This window comes from Solidesulfovibrio alcoholivorans DSM 5433 (assembly GCF_000702665.1).
In the GTDB taxonomy this organism is placed as follows: Bacteria; Desulfobacterota; Desulfovibrionia; order Desulfovibrionales; family Desulfovibrionaceae; genus Solidesulfovibrio; species Solidesulfovibrio alcoholivorans.
Genome location: NZ_JNJA01000001.1, coordinates 646,033 through 669,359, shown reverse-complemented (window position 1 = coordinate 669,359; position 23,327 = coordinate 646,033). Strand labels below are relative to the sequence as shown.

The window sequence follows — 23,327 nt, the reverse complement described above, 5'->3', positions numbered from 1 at the left end:
CAGGCAAGGAGCGGCCTTATGGAATGCGATTACTGCGAACGGCGCTGCCGGCTCGGGCCGGACAGCTTCGGCTATTGCAAGATGTACCGGCAGGAAGGCGGCAGGATCGTGGAGCGCTTTCCGGACCGCTGGTGCGCCTACGCCATCTCGCGCGTGGAAACGATCCCCTTCTACCACGCCTGGCCCGGGGCGCGCTGCCTCGTGGTCGGCACGTCCGGCTGCAACTTCAATTGCCGCTATTGCGCCAACGCCGAGGTGGTCAAGGTCGATCCGGCGGGCCTTGCCGACATCATGCTCGACATCGGCCCCGAAGCCATGGTGGCCAAGGCGGTAAAGCACGGCTGCCACGCCATCGTCTTCGCCGTCAACGAGCCCACCGTCTCCCTGCCGACGCTCTCCCGCGTCGCCGAGGCCGCCAGGGAAGCCGGCATCGCCATGGGCTGCCTGACCAACGGCTACGGCACGCCGCAATCCACGGCCCTGCTCGGACGCATCTTTTCCTTCGTCAACGTGAGCCTCAAGGGACTCTCGCCGGAATTCTGCGTCGATTACCTCAGCGTTCCCGAGGCCGGCCCGATCCTGCGCAACATCGAGGCGCTCGCGCGCACCTGCCACGTGGAGGTGACCACGCCCGTCATCGAAGGCGTCAACGACCACGAGATGGAGGCCATGGCCGATTTTCTGGCCGGTGTGCGCCGCGACATCCCCTGGCACGTCTTCCGCCTGCTGCCGGAATACCGGATGCAGCAGGAGCACTACCCGAGCATCGAGTCCTTAAGCGCCAAGGTCGAAGCCGTCAAAAGCCGCCTGGACTACGTCTATTTCCATAACTTCATCGGCTCGCGCTGGGTCAACACCCACTGCCCGTCCTGCGGGGCCGTGGCCATCTCGCGCCACAGCCTGGGCTGCGGCGGGGACAAGCTCGACACCTTTTTCGCCGCGGGTGGTCGCTGCCCGTCATGTGGCGGCCCCATCGCCCTCTACGGCGGGCATGTGGCCTGGAACGCCAAGGAGGTCTCGGCATGACGCTTGCCCTGCTCGACGCGCGGCAATGGCAACAGGCCGTGGACCTGCGCTCCGGCCGCCCCACCGAGGCCGTTTCGCCGCTCTCCGGCATGGTCGGCGACATCCTCGCCCGCCATCCCTTTCCCGGCGACCGCGACGGCGGCAGCAACGCCTGGGTCACGGACACCGCCCTGGATTTCGTCGCCCGCTACGACCCCGGTTTCGCCTTCCTGGCCTACGCCCAGCAGTACTATTCCAGCCGCTACGGTGCGCTTGCCCCGGAAACGCGCCGCGCATACGTGGAAAACGCCTTTGCCGAGGCGGCGCGCTTCGCCCGGGAGTCGGGCATGACCACCGTGCTCGTGGGCACGGGCGATCTCGTCCCGGCCACGACCCCCATCGACCTCGAAGACCTCGACGGCCTGGCCGTGGCCAGCAACTGGTGCGCGCATTACGCCGGGCTCTACGACCTGTCGGACCGCGACCGGGAGGCGCTCGCCAAAAATCCGCACCTCACGCGCATCGTCTCCAGACAGGAAATCCTCGACCTCTTCGGCGGCGGCCCCGAGGACGGCGGCCGGCTCCCCGACGACATGGCCGTGGCCTGTCGCGGCGGCTACTTCAAGGGCAGCTCGCTGCGCCGGCTGGTCATGGTGCCGGAACCGAGCGCCGTGATCCCGGTCTCGCAAAACCTCGGCCCGGCGACGTCGATCCTGGACATCCGGCCGCGCCTGCTCGAACTGCTCGAAGCCGGCAACCGCGTCGCCCTGGCGCTCATCGAAGGCGTGGGCTGCGCGGAATTCCAGCCCCCCTACACCACTTGCGCCAACGGCAAGGACTGGTTCCGCTACGAACCCGGCGACGCCCAGTACCTGGCGCTCACCACCGGCCGCCACCCCATTTTCGAGCACAACGGCGGCTACCGCTATTACCTGGACGACGGCGAACACAAGCCCTACCCGTTCTCCGGCTATTTCAAGGAGCTCCCCGGCGGGACCATCGGCGAGGCCTACCCGGGCCGCAGCATCGCCGTGGGCAACCGCAGCATGTTCATGCACGTGTGCACGGGCTGCGACGTGACCTGCGAATGCTTCGCCCGCAACCTCTACAACCAGGGGCTCATGTCCGTGATTTTCCGCGACGACAAAGCGGGAAAGTAGGGGGAGAGAGGGGAGAGGGAAAAGACGGGAAGAAATGCCTCCGGCGGCCAGGAGGGGCCGAGGGCCCCTCCTGGACCACCCCGATAGGGGGGAAGGCCCTTGGGCGCTGACGTGGTCGGAGGAAATGCGGCGAAAAAGGAGGTGCGGGACGTGGGAGAGGAACGTGCGGACGGGCCCATGGATGTGGAGGGCTTTCTTGCCATCGCACGGGAGGTCTTTGCGCCGCTTTATCCCTACTACGCCGACCTGTTCCTGCGCGAGTCAGGGCTGACGCGCGGCGTGTGCCTGGACATCGGCTGCGGCGGCGGGGACCTGGGCCTGGCCGTGGCCGGGCGCAGCGCAATGCGCGCGGTCCTGCTCGACCACGCCCCGGCCATGCTAAAGGCGGCGGCGCGTTGCGCCCGGGAACGCGGCCTCGCCCGGCGCGCGCTGGTCCTTGCCGGCGACGCCTGCGCCCTGCCCCTTGCCGACGCCAGCGCGGACCTCATCGTCAGCCGGGGCTCGGTCATGTTCTGGAAGGACCTGCCCCGGGCCTTCGCCGAAGTGCGGCGCGCGCTCGCCCCGCACGGCCGGGCCTACCTCGGCGGCGGGCTCGGCACGCCGCAGATGCGCGAGGCCATCTGTCGGCAGATGGCTTCCCGCCATCCGCGTTGGGCCTCGGGCTCGCCACCGCCGCCACGGCCCGGCACCGATCCCGAAACCCACGAAAAAGCCCTGCGCGCCGCCGGCGTCACCGACTACCGCATCGAGCGGGAAGACGCCGGCCACTGGATCGTCATCGGCGCGTAGGCTATCCTCGTGGTCCGGCCGACGCGGACGCTACGGATGGCGCCCCCGGCCCCGCGCGACCCTTTTCCCTTTCGGAGGTGCCCTATGCGACGCCCGATCCCCTGGCTGTTCCTGCTGCTGTTTCTGCTGGCTTCGCCCCTGTCCCTGCCCGCGGCCGAGAGCGTCCCGGCCCCCGGGCAGCCCATCGACTTCACCCGGCTGCTGCCGCCGCCCCCCGCCCCGGGCTCGGTCGCGGACCGCGAGGACAAGGCCGTGGTGCGGGCATGGCAGCAACGCCGCACGCCGGAGATGGAGGCCCTGGCCCAGGCCGACGCCGCGCGTACGGCGCAGCCCTTCCTCCCGGCCCTGGGACGGGATCTCGCGCCGGAAAAGCTCCCCCTGACCATGGCCTTCTTCGAAACGCTGCGAAAGGACGCCGACGCCATGCTCGGCGAAGCCAAGGCGCACTGGAACCGGCCGCGCCCGCCCCAGGCCGACCCCGACATCCGCCCGAGCCTGCGCCTTCCCCACAACGCCTCCTACCCCAGCGGCCATTCCACGTACGCCACGGCGGCGGCCGTCATGCTCGCCGGCATGGTGCCCGAACGCGCAACGGAAATTTTCGACCGGGCGGAAGCCTACCGCCTGAGCCGCATCATCGGCGGCGTGCACTACCCGAGCGACATCGTGGCCGGGCGCATCGCCGGCACGGTCATCGCGGCGACCCTGCTCGAAAACGCGGCCTTCGTGGAGGGCATGTGCGCGGCAGGCGCGGAACTGCGCCAAAACCTCGGGCTTGCGCCCCGGCCCTGCCCCGGGCCGGGCATCGCGGCCAAGCCCGCGAACTGAAGAAGGCGCGAAAGGAGACGCCCCGGCTGCTGCCGGCGGCGGAAAGCCTGTTGCGGGGACGGCGCATTGCCGTCCCCGCAACGGGAAAAGCGGGACCTAGTTGGCCCGGGCCTGCCAGCGCGCCGCGGCCGCGCGCACGGCCTGACCGGCAAGGCGGGCGTGCCGGCGGGCCTCTTGGGGGAAGTCGCCGAGCGTGGCCACGATGGCCGCTTCGTCCGTGGCGGCAACCTCGTCGAGCGTGCGCCCCATGGCCCAATGCGCGGCCGCGGCCGCCGCGATCTTGGCCGAGGGGCAGCCCTCGGCGTCGAAATCCGTCTGCGCCACGATCTCCCCGTACATGCCGAGCGCGATGGAAATGCGGCAGCCTTCGGCATCGGTCGCCGTGCCGATGGACGTGGGCGCGAGCAGACGCTGGGGATGGCGCGCGTCGCACCAGAGGCGGTAGGCCTTTTCGCCGAAGCGGGCGATCAGCGCTTCGCGATGTTCGGGTGCGGCCGCCTCCTTGGCGGTCAGGACGCAAGTGTGGTCATGGTGCGTGATCATGGTCGGTCCCGTGGTTGACGTGCAAAGGAAAGGCACATTCCAATGACGGCAGGAAAACCGGACTACGCCCGCAACCGGGGCCGCGTGTCCCGCTGCGGCCGGGGGCGCGCGGCCGGGGCCGGCGGCGCGACGGGCGTAACGCGCGGCTCGCCGGTGACGGCGTCGCGCGAAAAATAGACGTACCAGCCGGTTTCGCTCCCCGCCGTCAGGGCCTCGCCCACGGCGGCCAGCGGCCGGGACAAGCCGAGCGCCCCGGCCAGGCGCGCAAGGACGCCCGGGATGCGGTCGGCAAGCGCAACGGCGCAAAAGGCGATCAGGAATTCCGTAAAAGCCAGCCGCATGTCCATGGCATCCTCCTGGGATAAAGGTTCTCAGGGATCGAGCGCGCCGACCACGTCGTCGGGGTCGCCGGGCCCGGACTTGACGATGAGCACCGGGCACGAAGCCAGGGCGAGCACGCGCTCGGCCACGCTGCCGAGCATGAGCCGGCGCAGGCCGCTTTTGCCGTAGGAACCGAGCACGAGGCAGCCGGCCCCGATCTCGGCGGCGAACCCGGCGATGGCCCGGAAGGGCGCGCCCTCGAGCACCGTCGCCAGGGCCGTGACCTCCCTGGCCTGGGCCGCCTTGACCACCGCGCTGACGGCGATCAGCGCCCGGCGCTTGATGTCCTCGAAAATGCCGTAGATGAGGTTGCGCTCGACCGGCACGTCCACCACGGCCAGCACGTCCAGCTTGCCGGCGTAGGCGGCGCACAGCCCGATGGCGCGCCCCGCGGCGGCCATGCTCTGGCGCGAGCCGTCCACGGCCGTGACCACGCGGGTGAAATCCAGTCTGGTCCCTTCCGGGACCACGAGCACGTCGCAGGGGCTGTAGCCGATGACCTTGGCCACGTTGCGTCCGAGCAGCACGCGCTCCATGTAGGCGCGCCGGGCGTCGCCGATGACCACGAGGCTCGCTTCCTCGGCCTCGGCCACGTCCACCAGGCGTTCGAAGGATTCGCCGGCCTCCAGCACCTTTTTTAGCGGCAATCCGGCCTGCGCGGCCGCGTCCGACGCGTCCTCCAGGGCCTGCTCGAAGGGGCGCGAAAGCTCGCGAATCTCCTCGCGGCCGATGCGTTCGAGCCCGGCAAGCGACGGCGCGACGGAGACGGCCACGAGCCGCGCCCGCAACGACGCGGCGAGGATCATGGCCTGCTCGAACGCCCCCCGGGAGGCCGGGGAGCCGTCGAGCCCGACGACGATGGTCTTGGGTCGATGCATGATCATGCGCGCACCGCGATCCTCGCCGTTTTTCCCGCCATGCGCCCCGGAATGGTTTCCGGGACGCCATGGCGGGAGTGATGGTTCGCTGAAAATCCTACCGACTTGTTCCCGGGCGCGGTCAGGCCTGGTTTTCCAGACGGCGGGCCTTGAACATGGAGGCCAGGATGATGCCCGCGCCGATGAGCAGGGCGACGACCATCACGCCGAAGCTGGTCTTGGAGAGGATGGACACCGTGGTGTCGCCGAAGTTGGTCAGCGACAGCTTGTCCAGGTACTTGGGCATGGCCAGGAAGCGGCTTAAGGCCACGATCAGCATGATGACGGCCATGACCATCTTGATCATGTATTCCTTGACGTAGGTGGTGCCGATGGCGCCGAGCTGCACGCCGAAGAGCGACCCGCCGAGGATGATGAGCGTGAGGCGGATGTCCACCATGCCGTAGTAGGCCCAGATGAGCGTGCCGCCGAGGCCCATGACGAAGGCGATGACCAGCTCCGTGGCCGAGGCGACGATGCTCGTGACGCCGATGACGTACATGAGGCCGGGCACGCCGATGAAGCCGCCGACGGCGATGGTCGCGGCCAGCATGCCCGTGGCGATGGCGACGGGGATGAGGAACCACACGGAGATGCGCACGTTGGCGCGCTTGAAGGTCATCATCGGCCACAGTTCGATGGACTGGAGGCGCTTGCACAGGTTGTTGGGCTTGCCGTCGCCTTCGCCGGACTTGGCCAGGCGCAGGGCGTCGCGCATGACGAAGCTGCCGACCGTGAGCAGCACCGCGACGAAGGCCACGCTCACGTAGAGGTTGGAGCCGGCCTCGCCCCACTTCTCCAGAATCATGGTCTGCGCCTTGATGCCGACCTGGACGCCGATTTCGGCGAAAAGCCCCATGATCACGCCCATCTTGATGTCCACTTGGCCGTAGCGGTAGCGCTTGATGGAACCGACGAGGGCCTTGGGGAACTTGTGGCACATGTTGCTGGCCACGGCCACCGGGCCGGGCACGCCCAGGCTCATCATGCCCGGGGTCAGGACGAAGGCTCCGCCGGAGCCGATGAACCCGCTCACCAGCCCGCCGATGAAGCCGACCAGGAACAGGAAAATGATGGAGTACATATTGAGGTCGATGAAGGTGATCATTTCGCCAGCGCCGTGCATGTCCGTCTCCTCCCGAAAACTCGTTGTGATCGCTGCGGTCTGAACGTTAGGCGTTGACTTGCGCCGTGGCCCGGCTGTCCTTGCGCTTGGCCGCGCCCGCAGTGGCCTGCTTCTTGGCCGCAGTGGCCTTGGAGGCTTCGATGCCGAGCGCGGACCAGAACGCGCCGGTGAAGCTGCCGTGGATGTAGGAGAACAGGAACACGGTGAGGACCGGCACAACGGCGTAGACGCCGCCCTTGGCCGACAGGGTGGTGATGAAGTCGGTGTGGGTGAAAACCGCGGCGTACAAAGCCACGGCCGCAGCGCCGAAAACGATGGTGCGGACCACGTTGCGTTTGCGTGTCGTCTCGGACATGGTCAACCTCCCAGGGGTTCGCTGTTGTAGCATGCTGCGGCTCCGGCCGCGCGCGCCCTTCCCGCCGGCCACGTCCAGGCCGAACACGGGAACGGACGAACGCCGGGCCACGTCCTCAATCCCGATGGCCGGATCGAGCACCACGAAGTCGATGCGCCGGCCGCCGTGCACGATGGCCGGAACGACTTCGCACGCCTTGCCGCAGGCCATGACGTGCTCGAAACCGATGCCGCGTTGGCTCGCCTTGTCCCGAAACGACGCCGCGTCGCCGCTTATGCCGGCGGCGAAGCGTTCGCGCCGGGACAACCTGTCGCCGTAACGAGGCCGCGTATCCACGTAGGCGGCCAGCACCCCGAGCCCCAGCCGCTCGGCCACGCCCAGGGCGTAGTCCACGAGCGCCTGGCCGGCGACGCCGCCCCGGACCACCACCAGCACCTGATGGGGCCGTGCGGTCGGCGTCGTGTCGCCAAAGGGTCGTGCCGTGTCTGCCTGCATGCCGTTTCCTCGTTCGGGCGCGTGCGCCCGTTTGCGCCTTTAAGAACAATTTGCGTGCCAATCTGAAACATTCCACTTGTAATCTGTTTTCATTGGACTTTTTGTAAAATTGCAAAAACCGACTGACCACTCAGTCAGTATTGCGATGTGCAACACCCCCGCAGCCCGGACATGAACGACGCGTTTCAGACCTTGCCAGCGCGGCGTTTCAAGATGAGACGTTTCAGATCGCAACAGGGGGGAGTATCTGTTACAATACGCAACAGTCGCCCGGCGCGCGGATTGCCGCCCCATTTGCGCCGCGCCGGCTTTTGGCGCTAGATTCCCCGCACCCGTCCCGCAAGGAGATGCCCATGCTTTTCGGCAACAAGCCCCGCGCGGCCGCGCCCGCCGCGCCCGCCGCACCAGACGCCGAAGCCGGCGTGCTCGAGACCCTGCGCCGCGCCGTGGACGACGCCGGCCTCCCCGCCCAGGCCGCCGAAGCCGCCCGGCGCGAACTGGCCAGGCTCGAAACCACCGACCCGGCCGTGGCCGAATATGCTGTCGGCATCAATTACCTGGAATTCCTGCTCAAACTTCCCTGGACCACCTGCACGCGCGACACCCTCGACCTGCGCCGCGCGCGGGAAGTCCTCGACGCCCGCCACCGGGGCCTCGACGCCGTCAAGGAACGCATTCTGGAATTTCTCGCCGCCAGGGCGCTTCGCGGCGCAGCCAAGCCGAAAATCCTCATCGTGGACGACGAGGAGATCGCCCGTGCCAACATGGCCCACGTGCTCGGCAAGGAAGGCTACGAAATCCGCACGGCCGCCGACGGCCTGGAAGCCCTGGACATCCTCGCTTCCGGTTTCGCCGCCGACGTCGTGGTCACGGATCTCAAAATGGAACGCCTGGACGGCATGGAGCTTCTGCGGCGCATGCGCCGCACCGCCCCGGACGCCGCCGTGGTCATGGTCACGGGCTTCGCCACCGTCGGCACGGCCGTGGAAGCCCTGCGCGCCGGCGCGGCCCACTACCTGGGCAAGCCCGTCAATCTGGTGGAACTCAAAAAGACCGTGGCCGAAATCCTCGAAGCGCGCCTGTCCGCCTCGCCGGGACGCGGACCGGTGCTGTGCTTCTCCGGGCCTCCGGGCGTGGGCAAGACCTCCGTGGGCCAGGCCGTGGCCGAGGCGCTCGGGCGCGAATTCGTGCGCCTGTCCGTGGCCGGGCTTCGCGACGAGGCCGAACTGCGCGGCCACCGCCGCACCTACGTCGGGGCCATGCCCGGGCGCATCCTCAAGGAACTCGCCCGCATCGGCGTCGCCAACCCCGTTTTCATGCTGGATGAAATCGACAAGATCGGCGCGGAATTCCGCGGCGACGCCGCCGCCGCCCTGCTCGAAATCCTCGACCCCGAGCAAAACGCCCGCTTCTCCGACAACTATTTGGAAATCCCCTTCGACCTCTCGCGCATCATGTTCATCAGCACCGCCAACGACGTCTCGCGCCTGCCCGGCCCCCTGCTCGACCGCCTGGAAATCCTCGATTTCCCCGGCTACACCGACCGCGAAAAACGCGATATCGCCCGCGACTTCCTCCTGCCGCGACACCTGCACGAAAACGGTCTTTCCACCGAACAGGTCGCCTTCACCGACGCCGCGCTTTCCCGCATCATCGACGACTACACCCGCGAATCCGGCCTGCGCGGCCTCTCCCGCACCGTGGCCGCCGCCTGCCGCCGCCTCGCCCGCCTCACCTTCGACGACGCCGCCACCGCCCCGGCAAGCGTGGACGCCGCCGACATCCCAAGCCTGCTCGGCCCGCGCCGCTTCACCCGCGAAGCCGCCGAAGCCGGCGACCGCGTCGGCGTCGTCACCGGTCTCGTCGTCGGCCAGCACGGCGGCGAAATCCTCTTCGTCGAAACCGCGCGCATGCCAGGCTCGGGCCAGCTCCTGCTCACCGGGTCGCTCGGCGAAATGTTGCGCGAATCCGCCCAGGCGGCGCTCAGCCTCATCCGCAGCCGCGCGGCCGAGCTCGGCGTGGACCCGGGATTTTTCGAGAAATCCGATATCCACGTCCACTTCCCCGCCGCCGCCATCACCAAGGACGGCCCCTCCGCCGGCGTCACCATCTTCTGCGCGCTGCTCTCGCTTCTAACCGGCCGCCCCGCGCGCTGCGACACCGCCGCCACCGGAGAAATCACCCTCTCCGGCCGCATGCTGCCCGTGGCCGGACTGCGCGAAAAATGCCTCGCCGCCAAACGCGCCGGCATCGCCACCGTCGTCGTGCCCAAAGCCAACGGCGATGTCATAGCCGGCCTTCCGGCCGACGTGCTGGAAGGCTTGCAGGTGGTCGAGGCAGGCGATGTCGTCGAAGCGGCGGGCGTGGTGCTGCGGGGACGGGAAGAATAGGCGATGGAGGAAGAGGCAAGGCGAAGGCATCTTCCCTCTTTCCTCTCCCCTACCCCTCTACCTCCCTACCCCTCTGCATCTCTACACCTCTGCATCTACTCCAATCCGTACCGCTTCAGCTTGCGCCACAGTGACACGCGGTCGATGGCCAGCACGCGGGCGGCCTTGGATTTGTTGCCTTCGACTTCCTCGAGCACGTCGCGGATGTAGTTTTTCTCGTGTTCTTCGAGGGAGGGCCATTCCTGCCGCGCGGCGCTGCGGGTGGGGCGCACGCCTTCGTCGCGCAGGTCGGCGAGCAGGTGTTCGGGCCGGATGACGTCCCCGTCGCACATGGTGAGGGCCTTCTGGATGATGTTTTCCAGTTCGCGGACGTTGCCGGGGTATTCGTAGAGGAGCAGACGGTCGAGGACTTCGGGCGAGAGCGCGACTTCGCGGCAGGCCTGGCCGGCGTGTTTGGCCAGGAAGTGCCGGGCGAGCTGGGGGATGTCTTCGCGGCGCTGGGCGAGCGGCGGCACGTGCAGGGTGACGACGTCGAGGCGGTAGAAGAGGTCCTGGCGGAACGCGCCGGTTTCGGCTTCCTTTTTGAGGTCCTTGTTGGTGGCGGAGAGCACGCGGGCGTCCATGGGAGCTTCCTCGGTGCCGCCGACGCGCAGGAAGGTGCGTTCCTGGAGCACGCGCAGCAGTTTGACCTGCATGGTCAGCGGCAGTTCGCCGATTTCGTCGAGGAAGAGCGTGCCGCCGGAGGCGGCTTCGATGAGGCCTTTGCGTCGCGCGGCCGCGCCGGTGAAGGCTTCGCGTTCGTGGCCGAAGAGTTCGTTGCTGATGAGTTCCTCGGAGAACGCGCCGCAGTTGACGGCCATGAACCGGCCTTCGCAGCGGGGGCTCAGGTCGTGGACGGTGCGGGCCACGAGTTCCTTGCCGGTGCCGGTTTCGCCGGTGATGAGCACGTTGCATTCCAGGCGCGCGACCTGGACGATGGATTCGCGCAGTGCCTCCATGGCGGCGCTCTGGCCGATGAGGCGCGACAGTCCCGAGGCGGGATCGACCTTGCGCTTGAGGCTGGCCAGTTCCCGGCGCATGGCGGATTTTTCCAGGGCCTTGGCGGCCTGCGCCAGCACTTCCGCGACCTGCACGGGTTTGGCCACGTAGGTGAACGCGCCCAGGCGCATGGCGGCCACGGCCGAATCCACGGCGGCGTGGCCGGTGACGACGATGACCTCCACTTCCGGGTAGCGGCGCTTGATGGCGGCGAGCAGTTCCATGCCGTCCATTTCCGGCATGCGCAGGTCCGTGAGCACGAGGTCGCAGGGCTCCTCGGCCAGGACGGCAAGGGCCTGGCGGCCGTCGGCGGCGGCCGCGGCGCGGTAGCCGGCTTTGGTCAGGCTGTGGACGAGGTTTTCGCGGGCGATTTCCTCGTCGTCCACGACCAGGATGCGTTCGCGGCTCATGCCGGGTCCTCGGCGGGCGCGTTCTGCGGCTCCCCGGCCAGGGGCAGGTGGATAACAAAGGACGCGCCGCGGCGGGGCGCGCTGTCCACGGCGATGGTGCCGGCGTGTTTCTCGATGATGCCGTAGACGATGGAGAGCCCGAGCCCGGTGCCCTTGCCCTCTTCCTTGGTGGTGTAGAAGGGGTCGAAGATGCGGCTCTGGATGGCTTCGGGGATGCCTGGGCCGGTGTCAGCCACGGTGACGACGGCCTGCCCGTTTTCCTGCCGGGCGGAAAGCGTGACGTCGCCCGCGCCGTCCACGGCCTGGATGGCGTTTAACAGCAGATTGAGCAACGCTTCCTGGAGCCGGGAGGCGTCGGCGGCGAGCACGAGGTCGTCCGGCACGTCGGCGCGCAGGCGCACGCCCGAGCCGGCCTGGCTCGAGACCAGGCGCAGGGTGCGCGCGGCAAGCTCGGAAAGCCGCACCGGGCGCAGGGAGAAATCCCGCGCGCGGGAGAATTCGAGCAGCCCCGCGACGATGTCGCGCGCGCGCAGGGTTTCCTGGGCGATGTTGCCGAGGAGCTTGCGCAGAAATGCGGGGTCGGCCGATTCCAGTTCCTCCTGGGCAATCTGGCAGGAGGTGGAGATGTTGTTGAGGGGGTTGTTGAGCTGGTGGGCGACGCCGGCGGTCAGCGTGCCGATGGAGGACAGTTTTCGCGTCTGCACGAGCTGGTCCTGGCGGCGTTCGATCTCGGCCACCATGCGGTTGATGGCCTCCATGACCTGCTCGATCTCGTCGTTGGTGTTGACCACGGGGATGCGGTTGTAGCGGCCGGCGGCGATGTCGCGGGTGGCCAGGCGGATGATCCCGAGCGGCTTGAAGATGTTGCGGAACATCAGCACCGGCAGGGCAACGCCGAGCGCCATGGCCACGACCACCGCGCCGAGCAGTTGCCAGGCGAGCAGCCGCAGCAGGTCATGGATGCGCCGGCGCTCGAAGTCCACGACCTGGTCCGCGGCCTCGGTCAGGGCCTTGCCGATTTCGCGCAATTTGAGCGCCGCCTCGCCTTCGGCCTCCACCTGCCCGGGGCCGGATGCGGCCAGGGCGTCGAGGCCCTGGCGGTACTGCGCGAGCAGCGCGCCCAGGGTGTCGAGCTGCGGCGAGACGCGCAGGTCGCGGGCCTCGGCAGTGAGCACGGCCAGGGTCCTGAAGGATTCGTCCAGGTAGCGCCGGTCTTCGTCGAGATCCTCGGGCAGTCCGTAGAGCAGGTAGTTTTTCTCGTAGCGCCGCACTTCGAGGATGGTGTTGGCGATGACGTGCCCCAGGCGCGTGAATTCCAGCTTGTCCTCCATGGTGGACAAGTCCTGGTAGGAGACGAGCGCCATGGCCCCGATGCCGAACACGTAGAGCAGCAGGATGACGACGATGCGCTGGCGCAGGTTGAGCCTGGTCGAAAAGGGCGCGGTCATGGCGGCGAGCTTACCGCCGGCCGGGGCCGGGGGCAAACCCAATTCTCCCCGCCGGGACGTCGCGACGCGCGCCGCCCCGACAGGGAGGGAGGGGGGTGATCCCTTAGCGTCGGCCGCTGTCGCCGCCGATGGCGAGCGGCGCGCCCCCGCGTGCGCCGGGCGGCAGGGGCACGGCGGACACGGCGCGTCCTGCGCCCTGCATCTCGTCGATCAGGGCCGAAAGCGCGTCCACCTGCCGCGCCAGCACCTTGACCGCTTCGGAGGACTGCTCCATGGCCACGGCGGTTTCCGAGGAAATGGCACTGATTTCCCCGATGGTGCGGTTGATTTCGTCACTCGTGGCGGATTGTTGTTCCGAAGCCGTGGCGATGGAGCGGACCTGGTCCGCGGTGGCGTCGACCAGGGTCACGATGCGCTGCAGCGCCTCGCCGGCCTCGCCGGCAAGGCTGGCGGTCTGTTCGATGGCAACGGCGGCGCTGTCCACGGCCGCGACGTTGCCCCGCGTACCGTCCGTGATGCCGCGCGTGGCCTCGCCCACTTCCTTGGTGGCGTGCATGGTCTTTTCGGCGAGCTTCCTGACCTCGTCGGCGACCACGGCGAAGCCGCGCCCCGCCTCGCCTGCACGCGCGGCCTCGATGGCGGCGTTGAGCGCAAGCAGGTTGGTCTGGTCGGCGATGTCCGAAATGATGCCGAGGATATGGCCGATGTTTTCCGCCTCCCTGCCGAGGGCGGCCATGCGCTCCCGGGAAGCCTGGGCATCGCTGCGCACCCGCTCCATGGCCGTGGCCACGCGGGCCATGGTCGCGCGCCCCGCCTCGGCCTTCTCGCGGGCCTGGGCGGATGTGACGGCGGCTTCGGACGCGTTGCGCGCGACTTCGAGCACGGTGGCGTTCATTTCGGTCATGGCCGAGGCCGTCTCCCCGGCGCGCAGGGCCTGGGCCGCCGCGCCACGGCTGGCCAGATCGACTTGCGACGTCAGGGACTGCGTGGCCGCGGACACCACGGAAACGACCTCCTCCAGACTGCCGGCCGCCTGGAGCATGCCTTCCTCCCGTGCGATCAGGGCCTGGCGCGAGGCTTCCTCGGCCTTGTCCGTGGCCGCCTGGCAGGCCAGGGCCTTTTCCTCGGCCTCACGGCTCTTGGCGCGCACGTCGTCGATGGTTTCGCCCAGGCGCGCGGCCATGGCATTGAGGGCCGCGAACATGGCGGCGATCTCGTCGCGGCGATGCGGGTTCTCCAGGCGAGTGCCGTACTCGCCCGAGCCCATGGCCCGGAGGAATCCGCCGACACGGGAAAGCGGCCGGATCACGGAGCGGTCCATGAACACCCACAGCGCGCCGATGATAAGAACAAGACTTGCAAGGGAGACCCAGGCGATGGCGGTCACGGTCCTGCGCGCCGGCTCCAGGAGCTCCCACTTCTCGATGCAGGTGACGTAACGCCAGCCGTTGCCCGGCGCGTCGTGAACTTCGGCCACGTAGTCCTTGCCGGCAAGCGTCAGCGCGACCTCTCCGGCCGGCCCGGAAAAAAGCGACGCCAGGGCGGGCTCGCCGAGTTCGCCCAGGGGCTTGAGGCTCGCCAGCGGATGCGCGGTGTCGGCGATGACCACGCCGCCCTTTTCGGCAACGACCACGAAGCCGGTCTTGCCCGGGCGGATGGCCGCCACCATGTCGGTGATCACGGACAGGGAGATGTCGGCCGAGACCACGCCGAGCACTTTGCCGGTCGCGTCGGTGAAGGCCCTGGCCGCGCTGATGGTGGGCCGGCCGTCCGTGGAGCGGAAGGGTGCGGAAACCACGGCCGCCCCGGGCGTGGCGGCAGCGTCCTTGTACCAGGCGCGCACGCGGGGATCGTAGGCGCTTCGCGGCGCGTCGGAGCTGCTCACGAATCCGCCGTAGCGCGTGCCGAGGTAGACCTTGCGGTAGTCGGGATGGGTTTTTTGCAGCTGGACGCACCAGGCGCGCAGGCGCTTGCCCAGGACGTCGTCCTCGCGCGGCACGGTCTTCACCTTGTCCCTGGCCTGCAAAAAGTCGGTGAGGCCCGCGTCGGTCTCGCGCAACTCCGGATACGCGGCCAGGTGGTCCATGTTGGCCTTGGCCTCGTCCAGGAACATTTCGACGGCCCGGCTCGTGCGCGTAAGCTCGGTACGGGAGACGGCGATGTAGTTTTCGTGGGACAGATCGACGATATTGCTGGCGATGATGCCGAAGATGCACAGAAGCGGCAGGGTGATGATGGCGACGACGCCGCAGATGAGCCTGACGCGGATGGAACGTCTCATGGTTCGCCTCGCTGCGTTGGAAAGACCTCGCAAAGGCGCGGGCCGCCGGGAAGGGGGCGACCCGGCGGCCGCCCCCTTTCCCGCCTAGCCGCAGGAACCCGCCGCCGCCTTGAGCACGGGCCTGGCGTCCACGATATGCCGGCCAAGCCCCATGGTCTTGGCCGTAAGGCCCAGGGCCTGCCCCACCAGCTGCGCCAGGTGCAGCACGGGCACGGGCGTCTCGCCGCAGGCCGCGGACAGGGCATCGGGCTGGTACATGTCGAGCTGCATGTGGCAAAGCGGGCACGGGGTGAGCAGGCAATCGGCCCCGGCCCTGGCCGCGCTGGTCACGGCGGAGGCGGTCATGCGCATGGCCGTGTGCTCGGCCGGGAACACGGCGTGGAAGCCGCAGCAGCGCAGCCGCTCCGGGATGGCCACGGGGGTCGCCCCGCAGGCGCGGATGATCCGCTCCAGGCTCTGGGGATTGAGGTGGCTCTCGTAGTCCATGATTTCCGGTGGACGCACGGAATGGCAGCCGTAGAAGGGAGCCACGCGCAGGTGGTCCAGGGGCCTCTCGACCTTGTGCGTCCACTGCTCGCTGGTGTCGGCCAGAAGCCAGAGGAAATGGACCACTTCCGAGGCACCCGTGAAACGCAGGCCGATCTCGGCCAGGCGCGCGTTGGCCCGGTCCATGGCCCCGGCCAGCAGCGTGGCCCGGGCCTGGCGCAGCATGAGCGCGCAGGTGCTGCACGCGGTGACGACGGGCAGGCCCATGTTCTCGGCAAGGGCCAGGTTGCGGGCGTTGGCGACAAGCGCCGCCTCGGGATCGACGTCCTGCACGTGACTCGCCCCGCAGCAGGACCAGCCGGGGATTTCCACAAGCTCCATGCCGAGCTTGTCGGCCACGGCCAGGGTGGACGACAGGGCTTCCTTGGCGGCGGCGTGGAGGACGCAGCCGGGAAAAAACGCATACTTCATGACGGGCTCCTCTCGGCGGCGAGGACCTTGCGCAGGCCGTCGATGTTTTCCACAGGGGGATTGTCGGCCATGAACAGCCGGGCCGCTTCCACGACGCCGAGCTTGCCCTTTGCGAACATGCGCAGGGTGAAGGGCAGGTGCTTGGTGGCGGCGCTGACCATGCCCTCGGTGCGGGGCACGAGCTTGACCTCGTTGAGCCGTCCGGTCGCGCCGAGGTCCGTACGGAAGGCCTCGGCATGGCGCGGGCCGGGGCCGTCGGTATGGCCCGCCTCCACGGCCATGCGCCGCATGGCCGCGATGTCCTCGCCGGGACGGATGTGCTTGGGGCATTTGGTCACGCATTCCATGCAATGGACGCATTTCCACAGGCCGTGCTCGAGCATGGCCTCGACGTGGCGCATGGGCACGGCGCTGCGCGAATCCCCGGCGTAGCGGGCGGCGTGGGTGAAGATGAAGGGCTCGAGGAAGTCCTTTTCGGAGTCTGTCAGCTTGTTGCACTCCGAGGCGCAGCTGCCGCACAGGATGCAGTCCCACTGCCTGGCGATGGCCTGCATATCCGCGGGGGCCTGCCGGCAGCCCTTCTGCGCGGAAAACTCCGGCTTGGCGTCAAGCCCTGGCCTGGCCAGGCGCAACCGCTCGACCTTCTCCTCCCAGGCGACCACGAGGTCGCTGACCACCCTGGCGTTGCCGAGCGGGCTCACGCCAAGCGCGCCCTCGCCCCAGATCCGCAGCAGGTCGTCGACCATGGTGTCGCAGGCGAGCAGCGCATGGCCGTTGACCCGCACGGCACAGGCCCCGCAGATGGCGCTGCGGCAGGAGGCCGTGAAGTTGAGCGTGGGGTCCAGGCGTTCCTTGATGTAAATGAGGCTGGCCAGGACCGTCATGCCGGGCTTGTAGGGGATCTCGTAACGCTGCCGCCAGGAATCCGTGCCGTCGAAACGGTCGATGAGAAACGTGAGGGTGTCCATATCAGTACTTGCGCTCCTGCGGTTGGTGCCGGGTGACGGTCACCGGGCGGTAGTCCAGGCGGTAGTCGCCGCCGGACACGGTGACGAGGCTGTGCTTGAGGAAGGCGGCGTCGTCGCGCGCGGGGTAGTCCTCGCGGGTGTGCGCGCCGCGCGACTCGTGGCGCGCCTTGGCCGCGACCAGGGAGCACCGGGCCAGGGAGAGGAGGTTTCCCACCTCCAGAAAGTGGGCGTAGGCCGTGTTGCAGACCGGATTGGCGTTGCCGACCACGGCGGTCTCGAACTCCTTTTGCAGGCCGACTACGGCGTCGAGCGCCCCGGCGAGCTTTTCCTCGGTGCGGAAGATGCCCATGCCCTCCCAGAGTACGGCGGCCAGCTTCTCGCGCAGCTGCGGCGCTGTGGCCCTGTCGCCCTTGCGGGAGGTGGCCTCGCGGAAGTGCTCGCGCCAGGACGCGGCGAGGGTTTCCAGGGCGGCGTCGCCGCCGAACGTGGCGGTCGGGATGGAACAGGCCGCGCCGATGCCGGCCTGCTTGCCCGTGACCATGGCGTCGGCCAGGGAATTGCCGCCCAGGCGGTTGGCGCCGTGGATGGAGACGCAGGAGCACTCGCCCGCCGCGAAAAGCCCGGGCACGGTCGTTTTCATGTGCTCGTGGTCCACCACATCGATGCCGCCCATGGAGTAGTGGGCCGTGGGGCGCACGGGAATGGGCTGTTCCACGAGATCGAGGTTCTCGAACAGCAGGCCGACGTGGCGGATCTGGGGCAGCCGCTCCAGGATGCGCTCGCGGCCGAGGTGGCGCAGGTCTAAAAGCACGTGCGCGCCCAGGCCCTCGCCGTAGCCCCGGCCCTCGAGGATCTCGGTCTCGATGGCCCGGGCGGTGATGTCGCGCGGGGCGAGCTCCATGCGGTCCGGGGCGTAGCGGGCCATGAAGCGTTCCCCGTCCTTGTTGACCAGATAGCCGCCCTCGCCACGCGCGGCCTCGGTGATCAGCACGCCGCCGTTGGCCACACCCGTGGGGTGGAACTGGACCATTTCCGGGTCCTTGAACGCCACCCCGGCGCGCAGCGCCACGCCCACGCCGTCGCCCGTGGCGATGTAGGGCGTGCTCGTGCGCGCCCAGAACATGCGCGTGTAGCCGCCCGTGGCCAGGACCACGGCCCTGGCGCGGAGGGGCGTCACTTCGCCGGTATTGGTGTCGCGCACCACGACGCCCCGGCACACGCCGTCCGTAACGGCCACGTCCAGGAGTTGGGAGTTGATGCGGAAACGCACGCCGCACTTGAGCGCGTAGTCGAAATTGGAATGCAGCAGGATGTGGCCGGTCTTGTCGGCGGAGAAATTGGTGCGGGCGTACTTGTGACCGCCCATCAGGCGGCAGGCCACACGGCCGTCGCCCTCGCGGCTGTAGGGCGTGCCCCAGAAATCGGTCTCGCGCACGGCCTCGGAGGCCTTTTGCACGAAGAACTCGATGGCGTCCTGGTCGCCCAGGTAGTCGCTGCCCTTGATGGTGTCGAAGCTGTGCGCGTCGAGCGAATCCTCCTGGCCGGGAAAATCCAGCACGCCGTTGATGCCGCCTTCGGCCATGCACGTGGCCGAACGGGTGGGCATGGTCTTGGTGACGACCAGGATGTCCAGGCCCGGGTTGGTCTGCAAAGCGCCCACGGCCGCCCGCAGTCCGGCTCCGCCCGAGCCGACGATGACGATGTCATGCGATTCCATGCTGTCCTCTCTCCCTCCGGCGGCTGCCGCTTGCACGCGCCCGCGGAAGGGGGTTGCCGTTATTTTTCGTCCGCGGCCGCAAGCGCCAGGGCCTCGGCCGGTTGTTCCAGGGAGATGCCGTCGCCAGGATCGCCGCAGGAGCGCCCGGCGAGCGTCAGTCGCAGCCGGTTCGCGTCCAGGGCGTTTTCCCACTTGGCCACGACGATGGTGGCCACGCCGTTGCCGATCATGTTGGTGATGGCCCGGGCCTCGGACATGAAACGGTCGACGCCCAAAAGCAGCGTCAGCGAGGCGACCGGGATGGAGCTCACGGTTTGCAGCGTGGCGGCAAGCGTGATGAAGCCGCCGCCCGTGACCGCGGCCGCGCCCTTGGAGGTGAGGAGCAAGATGGCCAAAAGCGAGAGCTGGTGGCCGATATCGAGGGGCGTGGCCGTGGCCTGGGCCAGGAACACGGCGGCCATGGTCAGGTAGATGCAGGTGCCGTCGAGGTTGAAGGAATAGCCCATGGGCAGGCACAGCCCGACGACCGACTTGTCCGCGCCGGCGTTTTCGAGCTTGGCCATCATGCGCGGCAGCGCCGCCTCGGACGAGGAGGTGCCGAGCACGAGGAGGATTTCCTCCTTGATGTAGACGAGGTAGCGCCACAGGGAAAACCCGGCCAGCTTGCAGACCACGCCCAGCACGCCGAAGACGAAGAGGAGGCAGGTGGTGTAGACGCCGAGCATGAGAAAGACGAGCCGCGCCAGGGCGTCCGCCCCCTGGGAGGCGACCACGTAGGCGATGGCCCCGAACGCGCCGAGCGGCGCGAAGTACATGACGTAGTGGATGACCCGGAAAAGCCCCTTGGAGAATGCGTCGAGGATGCCGACGAAATCGCGGGCCTTTCCCCCCAGGTTGGCCAGGGCGATGCCGAAGAGGATGGAGAAGAAGAGCACCTGCAGGATGTCGCCCTTGGCGAAGGCGTCCACCACGGACGACGGCACGATGTGGAGCAGGAAGTCCGCCGTGGACATCTTCTTCGCCGCCCCGGCATAGGCCTCGACCTTGGCGATCTCGGCCTGGTCGGCCTGCATTTTCGCGGCGTAGTCGTCCATGCCCGCGCCGGGCTTGTAGAGGTTGACGACGACGAGGCCGATGGCCAGGGCGCACAGCGTCATGGCCCAGAAGTAGAGCATGCACTTGAGCCCCACCCGGCCGACCCGCCCCATGTCGCCCATCTTGGCGATGCCCGTGACCACGGTGCAGAAGATGATCGGCGCGATGAGCATCTTCACCATGCGGATAAACGCCACGCCGAAGGGCTGCATCTGCATGGCCAGGCCCTTGGTCGCGGGCACGAGTCCGAGGAGGATGCCCGCGGCGATGGCGGCCAGCACCCAGAAGTAGAGCGAGGCGTACAGCGGCTTGCGGCCGCCCGGGCAGGGGGGTCCGGACCCGCCCGCAACGGCCGTAAGTCGTGTCTCGCTTGCGTGAAATCGTTTCATCGCAACTCCCATCGCAAGAATATGCCCGAAGACTTGTCGCGCACGCGCCTCACGCGCCGAGCGCCGCCTCCAGGTCCGGCACGGCGTAAAGATCGCCGCCGTGGCAATCGTTTATGACCAGGACCGGGAAATCGATGACGGTGAGCTCCCGCACGGCCTCTGGGCCGAGATCCTCGTAGGCGATGACCCTGGCTTCCTTGATGCGAAGCCCGAGCAGCGCCCCGGCGCCGCCCGTGGCCCCGAAGTAGACGGCCTTGCGCGCGGCCATGGCCGCCTTGACCTCGGGGGCGCGCATGCCCTTGCCGATCATGCCCCTCAGGCCCTCGGCAATAAGCCGCGGCGCGTAGGAATCCATGCGGTAGCTCGTGGTGGGGCCGGCCGCGCCGATGGGGTAGCCGGGCCGCGCCGGAGAGGGGCCCACGTAGTAGATCACCGCGCCCTTGGGATCGAAGGGCAGTTCCCGGCCGGCGTCCAGGGCCTCGACCAGGCGTTTGTGGGCCGCGTCGCGGCCGGTGTAGATGATGCCCGTGAGGTAGACGACGTCGCCTGCGTGGAGCTTTTCCACGTCCGCGTCGGTCATCGGCGTGGTCAGATGCTGTTCGGCCATTAGAGCGTCACCTCCTTGTGCCGGGCGCTGTGGCACTGGATGTTGACGGCCAGCGGCAGGCTGGCCAGGTGGCAGGGCGCGACCTTGATCTTGACGCCAAGGCAGGTGGTGGCTCCGCCGAGGCCCATGGGGCCGATGCCCAGGCGGTTGATGGAGGCAAGGAGGTCGGCTTCCATGGCCGCGACCTCGGGGTCGGGATGCACGTCGTCCACGTCGCGCATGAGCGCCTTTTTGGAGTTGATGGCGGCCAGCTCGAAATTGCCGCCGATGCCGACGCCGACGAGAATGGGCGGGCAGGGGTTGGAGCCCGATTCCGCCACGCGGCGGATGACGAACTCGCGCACCCCGTTCCAGCCCTGGGCCGGGGCGAGCATCATCACGCGCGACATGTTCTCCGAGCCGCCGCCCTTGGCCATCATGCAGATCCGAAGCGATTCCCCCGCGACCAGGTCGAAATGGACGATGGCCGGCGAGTTGTCGCCCACGTTTTTCCGGGTGAAGGGGTCGCAGGTGGACTTGCGCAGGTAGCCGTCCTTATAGCCCTTGACCATGCCTTCGTTTACGGCCTCGCGCAGCGTGCCCTCCGACAGGCGCACGCCCTCGCCGGCTTCGACGAAGAAGACGCCCAGGCCGCAGTCCTGGCACAGCGGCAGGCCGGTCGATGCGGCGAGCGCCGCGTTTTCCTCGAGCTGGCCGAAGATTTCCCTGGCGGCCGGCAGCGTTTCCGCGGCCTTGGCCCGGGCGAAGGACGCCAGGACATCCTCCGGCAGGTGGCGGTTGGCGTCGATGCACATGGCGGCCACGGCGTCGACGACGGTTTGTTTGGCGAGGGTACGCATGCTTGCTCCTTGTTTTCTCACCGGGAAAACCCGGCCGTTAGCCCCGTGCGACGATCCAGGGAAAACCCACGGCCAGGAAGACGCCGAGGTAGATCACGCCGAAGATGGTGCCGAGCACCCAGAACTCCTTGCTCTTCACGTAGCCGGAGCCGAAATAGATGGGCGAGGGGCCGGTGCCGTAAGGGGTGATGATGCCCATGATGCCGAGCGTGGCGCAAAGGACCATGGAGGCCTTGGCGATATCGAGGCCGGGCACGGCCATGGCCGTGGCCAGCATGACGGGCAAAAGCGCCGCCACGTGGGCGGTGACGCTCGCGAACATGTAGTGGCTGACGAAAAAGAGCACGGTCAGGCCGAGCAGCGTGGCCGTGGGGGACATGCCCTGCAGGTGGGCCGCGGCGGCCCCGGCGAACCACTTGAGAAAGCCCGTCTTGCCCAGGCCGTCGGCCAGGGTGACCAGGGTCGCGAACCAGGCCAGCACGTTCCAGGCCTGCTTGTAGCCGATGACGTCGTTCCAGGTGACCACCTTGGCCACGCACATGACGCAGATGGCGGCCAGGGCGACCGTGGTGCCGTCGACATAATCCTTGAGGAAAATCCAGCCGAGCAGCGCGGCCACGGCCAGGGCGGCCATGGTGACCTCGCGGCCGGAGAGCGGCCCGAGCTTGCGCAGCTCCTCGGCGGCCCAGATCGGGGCGTTTTCCGAGGTCTTCTGGGTCGGCGGATAGATGATGTAGGCCAGAAGCGGCGTGAGCAGGAAAAGGATGATGCCCGCAGGCAGGACGGCGACGAACCACTGGCTCCAGCCAAGGGACACGTGGGCGGTCTTTTCGACCAGGGACTGGGCCAGGACGTTGGGGGCGAGGCCGGTCAAGAACATGGACGAGGTGACGCAGGTGGTGGCGAGCGCCGTCCACATGAGGTACGCGCCCATGCCCCGGGGATTTTCCTCGGGCGTGGAGCCGTAGAGCGGCGGAATGTTCTTGATGATGGGGAAGATGGTGCCGCCGCTGCGCGCCGTGTTGGAGGGCATGAACGGCGCGAGGATGAGGTCGGCCAGGGCCACGGCGTAGCCCAGTCCCAGGGTCTTTTTGCCCATGCGCCTGATGAGCGTGAGCCCGAGGCGCTTGCCGAGCCCGGTCTTTTCGTAGCCCAGCGCGAACATGAACGCCGCGAAGATGAGCCAGACCGTACCGTTGGAAAAACCCGACAAGGCCCATTTGACGGCCTCGCCCGGGGACGGGACCTTGCCCGGGGCAAGAGGCACCAGGCGCAGGATGGCGGCCAGGGTGACGCCGAAAAGGCCGGCCAGCGCCGGGGGCACGGGTTCGAGCACCAGGGCGAGCACCACGGCGGCGAACAGGGCGAAGTAGGTCCAGGTGGCGGGCGTGAGGCCTTGGGGGACCGGCAGCAGCCAGATCACGAGGCCAAGCAGGATCGGGGCGAGGGCCTTGAGGGAGCGTTGCATGGGAGTCTCCTTGGGAATGGGGTCGTTGCCCGCCAGCGCCTGGCCTGTCCGCGTCTGATCCCTGGCGCGGCGGTGGGTCGCCGCGCCAGGGCGGAGCGAGGCCGCATGGCGAAACAGCCTT

Annotated in this window: 20 protein-coding genes; 5 read left to right on the top strand and 15 right to left on the bottom strand. The window is 68.5% G+C overall.

Going from position 1 to position 23,327, the window contains the following annotated elements; genetic code table 11:
* Positions 1-18: 18 nt before the first annotated feature.
* From Q368_RS0102970 to Q368_RS0102955, 4 genes are all read left to right on the top strand, one after another.
* On the top strand, positions 19-1,026 hold the full coding sequence (locus tag Q368_RS0102970; protein WP_029457242.1) for a radical SAM protein: 1,008 nt from the start codon (positions 19-21) through the stop codon (positions 1,024-1,026).
* The gene (locus Q368_RS0102965) at positions 1,023-2,165 is read left to right on the top strand and encodes a hypothetical protein (RefSeq protein WP_029457241.1); all 1,143 of its coding nucleotides are present in this window, start codon (positions 1,023-1,025) and stop codon (positions 2,163-2,165) included. Before Q368_RS0102970 ends, Q368_RS0102965 begins: the two co-directional genes overlap by 4 nt.
* A 150-nt stretch (positions 2,166-2,315) precedes the next feature.
* The gene (locus tag Q368_RS0102960; RefSeq protein WP_084158649.1) at positions 2,316-2,954 is read left to right on the top strand and encodes a class I SAM-dependent methyltransferase; all 639 of its coding nucleotides are present in this window, start codon (positions 2,316-2,318) and stop codon (positions 2,952-2,954) included.
* An 84-nt stretch (positions 2,955-3,038) separates the two neighbouring features.
* Complete coding sequence (locus Q368_RS0102955; protein ID WP_052359990.1) at positions 3,039-3,782, top strand: acid phosphatase; 744 nt, start codon at positions 3,039-3,041, stop codon at positions 3,780-3,782.
* A 96-nt stretch (positions 3,783-3,878) separates the two neighbouring features.
* On the opposite strand, the gene Q368_RS0102950 is transcribed toward Q368_RS0102955, so the two are convergent.
* The 5 genes from Q368_RS0102950 to Q368_RS23690 all read right to left on the bottom strand — a co-directional run bounded on the left by Q368_RS0102950 (position 3,879) and on the right by Q368_RS23690 (position 7,599).
* The gene (locus Q368_RS0102950; RefSeq protein WP_052359989.1) at positions 3,879-4,325 is read right to left on the bottom strand and encodes an iron-sulfur cluster assembly scaffold protein; all 447 of its coding nucleotides are present in this window, start codon (positions 4,323-4,325) and stop codon (positions 3,879-3,881) included.
* 62 nt (positions 4,326-4,387) lie between these two features.
* Positions 4,388-4,672, bottom strand: a complete 285-nt coding sequence (locus Q368_RS0102945) for a hypothetical protein (protein ID WP_029457237.1) — start codon at positions 4,670-4,672, stop codon at positions 4,388-4,390.
* A gap of 24 nt (positions 4,673-4,696) precedes the next feature.
* Complete coding sequence (locus tag Q368_RS0102940; RefSeq protein ID WP_029457236.1) at positions 4,697-5,590, bottom strand: universal stress protein; 894 nt, start codon at positions 5,588-5,590, stop codon at positions 4,697-4,699.
* Between the two features lie 115 nt (positions 5,591-5,705).
* Positions 5,706-6,749, bottom strand: a complete 1,044-nt coding sequence (locus Q368_RS0102935) for a sulfite exporter TauE/SafE family protein (protein WP_029457235.1) — start codon at positions 6,747-6,749, stop codon at positions 5,706-5,708.
* 46 nt (positions 6,750-6,795) lie between these two features.
* Positions 6,796-7,599, bottom strand: a complete 804-nt coding sequence (locus Q368_RS23690) for a universal stress protein (protein WP_052359988.1) — start codon at positions 7,597-7,599, stop codon at positions 6,796-6,798.
* A gap of 353 nt (positions 7,600-7,952) precedes the next feature.
* Between Q368_RS23690 and Q368_RS0102925 the strand changes: the two genes are divergently transcribed.
* Positions 7,953-9,989, top strand: coding sequence for a S16 family serine protease (locus Q368_RS0102925; RefSeq protein WP_043784746.1), 2,037 nt, complete (start codon positions 7,953-7,955; stop codon positions 9,987-9,989).
* A 95-nt stretch (positions 9,990-10,084) separates the two neighbouring features.
* Here the strand turns inward: Q368_RS0102925 and Q368_RS0102920 are convergent, their stop codons facing one another.
* From Q368_RS0102920 to Q368_RS0102875, 10 genes are all read right to left on the bottom strand, one after another.
* Positions 10,085-11,437 (bottom strand): sigma-54-dependent transcriptional regulator, encoded by a 1,353-nt coding sequence (locus tag Q368_RS0102920; RefSeq protein ID WP_029457232.1) that lies wholly within the window; start codon positions 11,435-11,437, stop codon positions 10,085-10,087.
* Positions 11,434-12,921, bottom strand: a complete 1,488-nt coding sequence (locus tag Q368_RS0102915) for a sensor histidine kinase (protein ID WP_245611265.1) — start codon at positions 12,919-12,921, stop codon at positions 11,434-11,436. The genes Q368_RS0102920 and Q368_RS0102915 overlap by 4 nt, the downstream gene beginning before the upstream one ends.
* Before the next feature lie 67 nt (positions 12,922-12,988).
* Positions 12,989-15,166, bottom strand: a complete 2,178-nt coding sequence (locus tag Q368_RS0102910) for a methyl-accepting chemotaxis protein (protein WP_052359987.1) — start codon at positions 15,164-15,166, stop codon at positions 12,989-12,991.
* A gap of 84 nt (positions 15,167-15,250) precedes the next feature.
* A complete protein-coding gene (locus Q368_RS0102905; RefSeq protein ID WP_029457229.1) occupies positions 15,251-16,123 on the bottom strand; it encodes a CoB--CoM heterodisulfide reductase iron-sulfur subunit B family protein in 873 nt (290 codons plus the stop codon).
* Positions 16,120-17,091: a succinate dehydrogenase/fumarate reductase iron-sulfur subunit gene (locus Q368_RS0102900; RefSeq protein ID WP_029457228.1), complete on the bottom strand. Its 972-nt coding sequence runs from the start codon at positions 17,089-17,091 to the stop codon at positions 16,120-16,122. The genes Q368_RS0102905 and Q368_RS0102900 overlap by 4 nt, the downstream gene beginning before the upstream one ends.
* 1 nt (position 17,092) lies before the next feature.
* The gene (locus Q368_RS0102895) at positions 17,093-18,808 is read right to left on the bottom strand and encodes an FAD-binding protein (RefSeq protein WP_029457227.1); all 1,716 of its coding nucleotides are present in this window, start codon (positions 18,806-18,808) and stop codon (positions 17,093-17,095) included.
* Between the two features lie 59 nt (positions 18,809-18,867).
* Positions 18,868-20,292: a C4-dicarboxylate transporter DctA gene (gene dctA / locus Q368_RS0102890; protein WP_084158648.1), complete on the bottom strand. Its 1,425-nt coding sequence runs from the start codon at positions 20,290-20,292 to the stop codon at positions 18,868-18,870.
* A 49-nt stretch (positions 20,293-20,341) separates the two neighbouring features.
* Entirely contained in the window at positions 20,342-20,899 is a 558-nt protein-coding gene (locus Q368_RS0102885; RefSeq protein ID WP_029457225.1) for a Fe-S-containing hydro-lyase, read from the bottom strand.
* Positions 20,899-21,738 (bottom strand): fumarate hydratase, encoded by an 840-nt coding sequence (locus tag Q368_RS0102880; RefSeq protein ID WP_029457224.1) that lies wholly within the window; start codon positions 21,736-21,738, stop codon positions 20,899-20,901. The genes Q368_RS0102885 and Q368_RS0102880 overlap by 1 nt, the downstream gene beginning before the upstream one ends.
* 37 nt (positions 21,739-21,775) lie before the next feature.
* The gene (locus Q368_RS0102875) at positions 21,776-23,206 is read right to left on the bottom strand and encodes an anion permease (RefSeq protein WP_029457223.1); all 1,431 of its coding nucleotides are present in this window, start codon (positions 23,204-23,206) and stop codon (positions 21,776-21,778) included.
* Between the last annotated feature and the right edge of the window lie 121 nt (positions 23,207-23,327).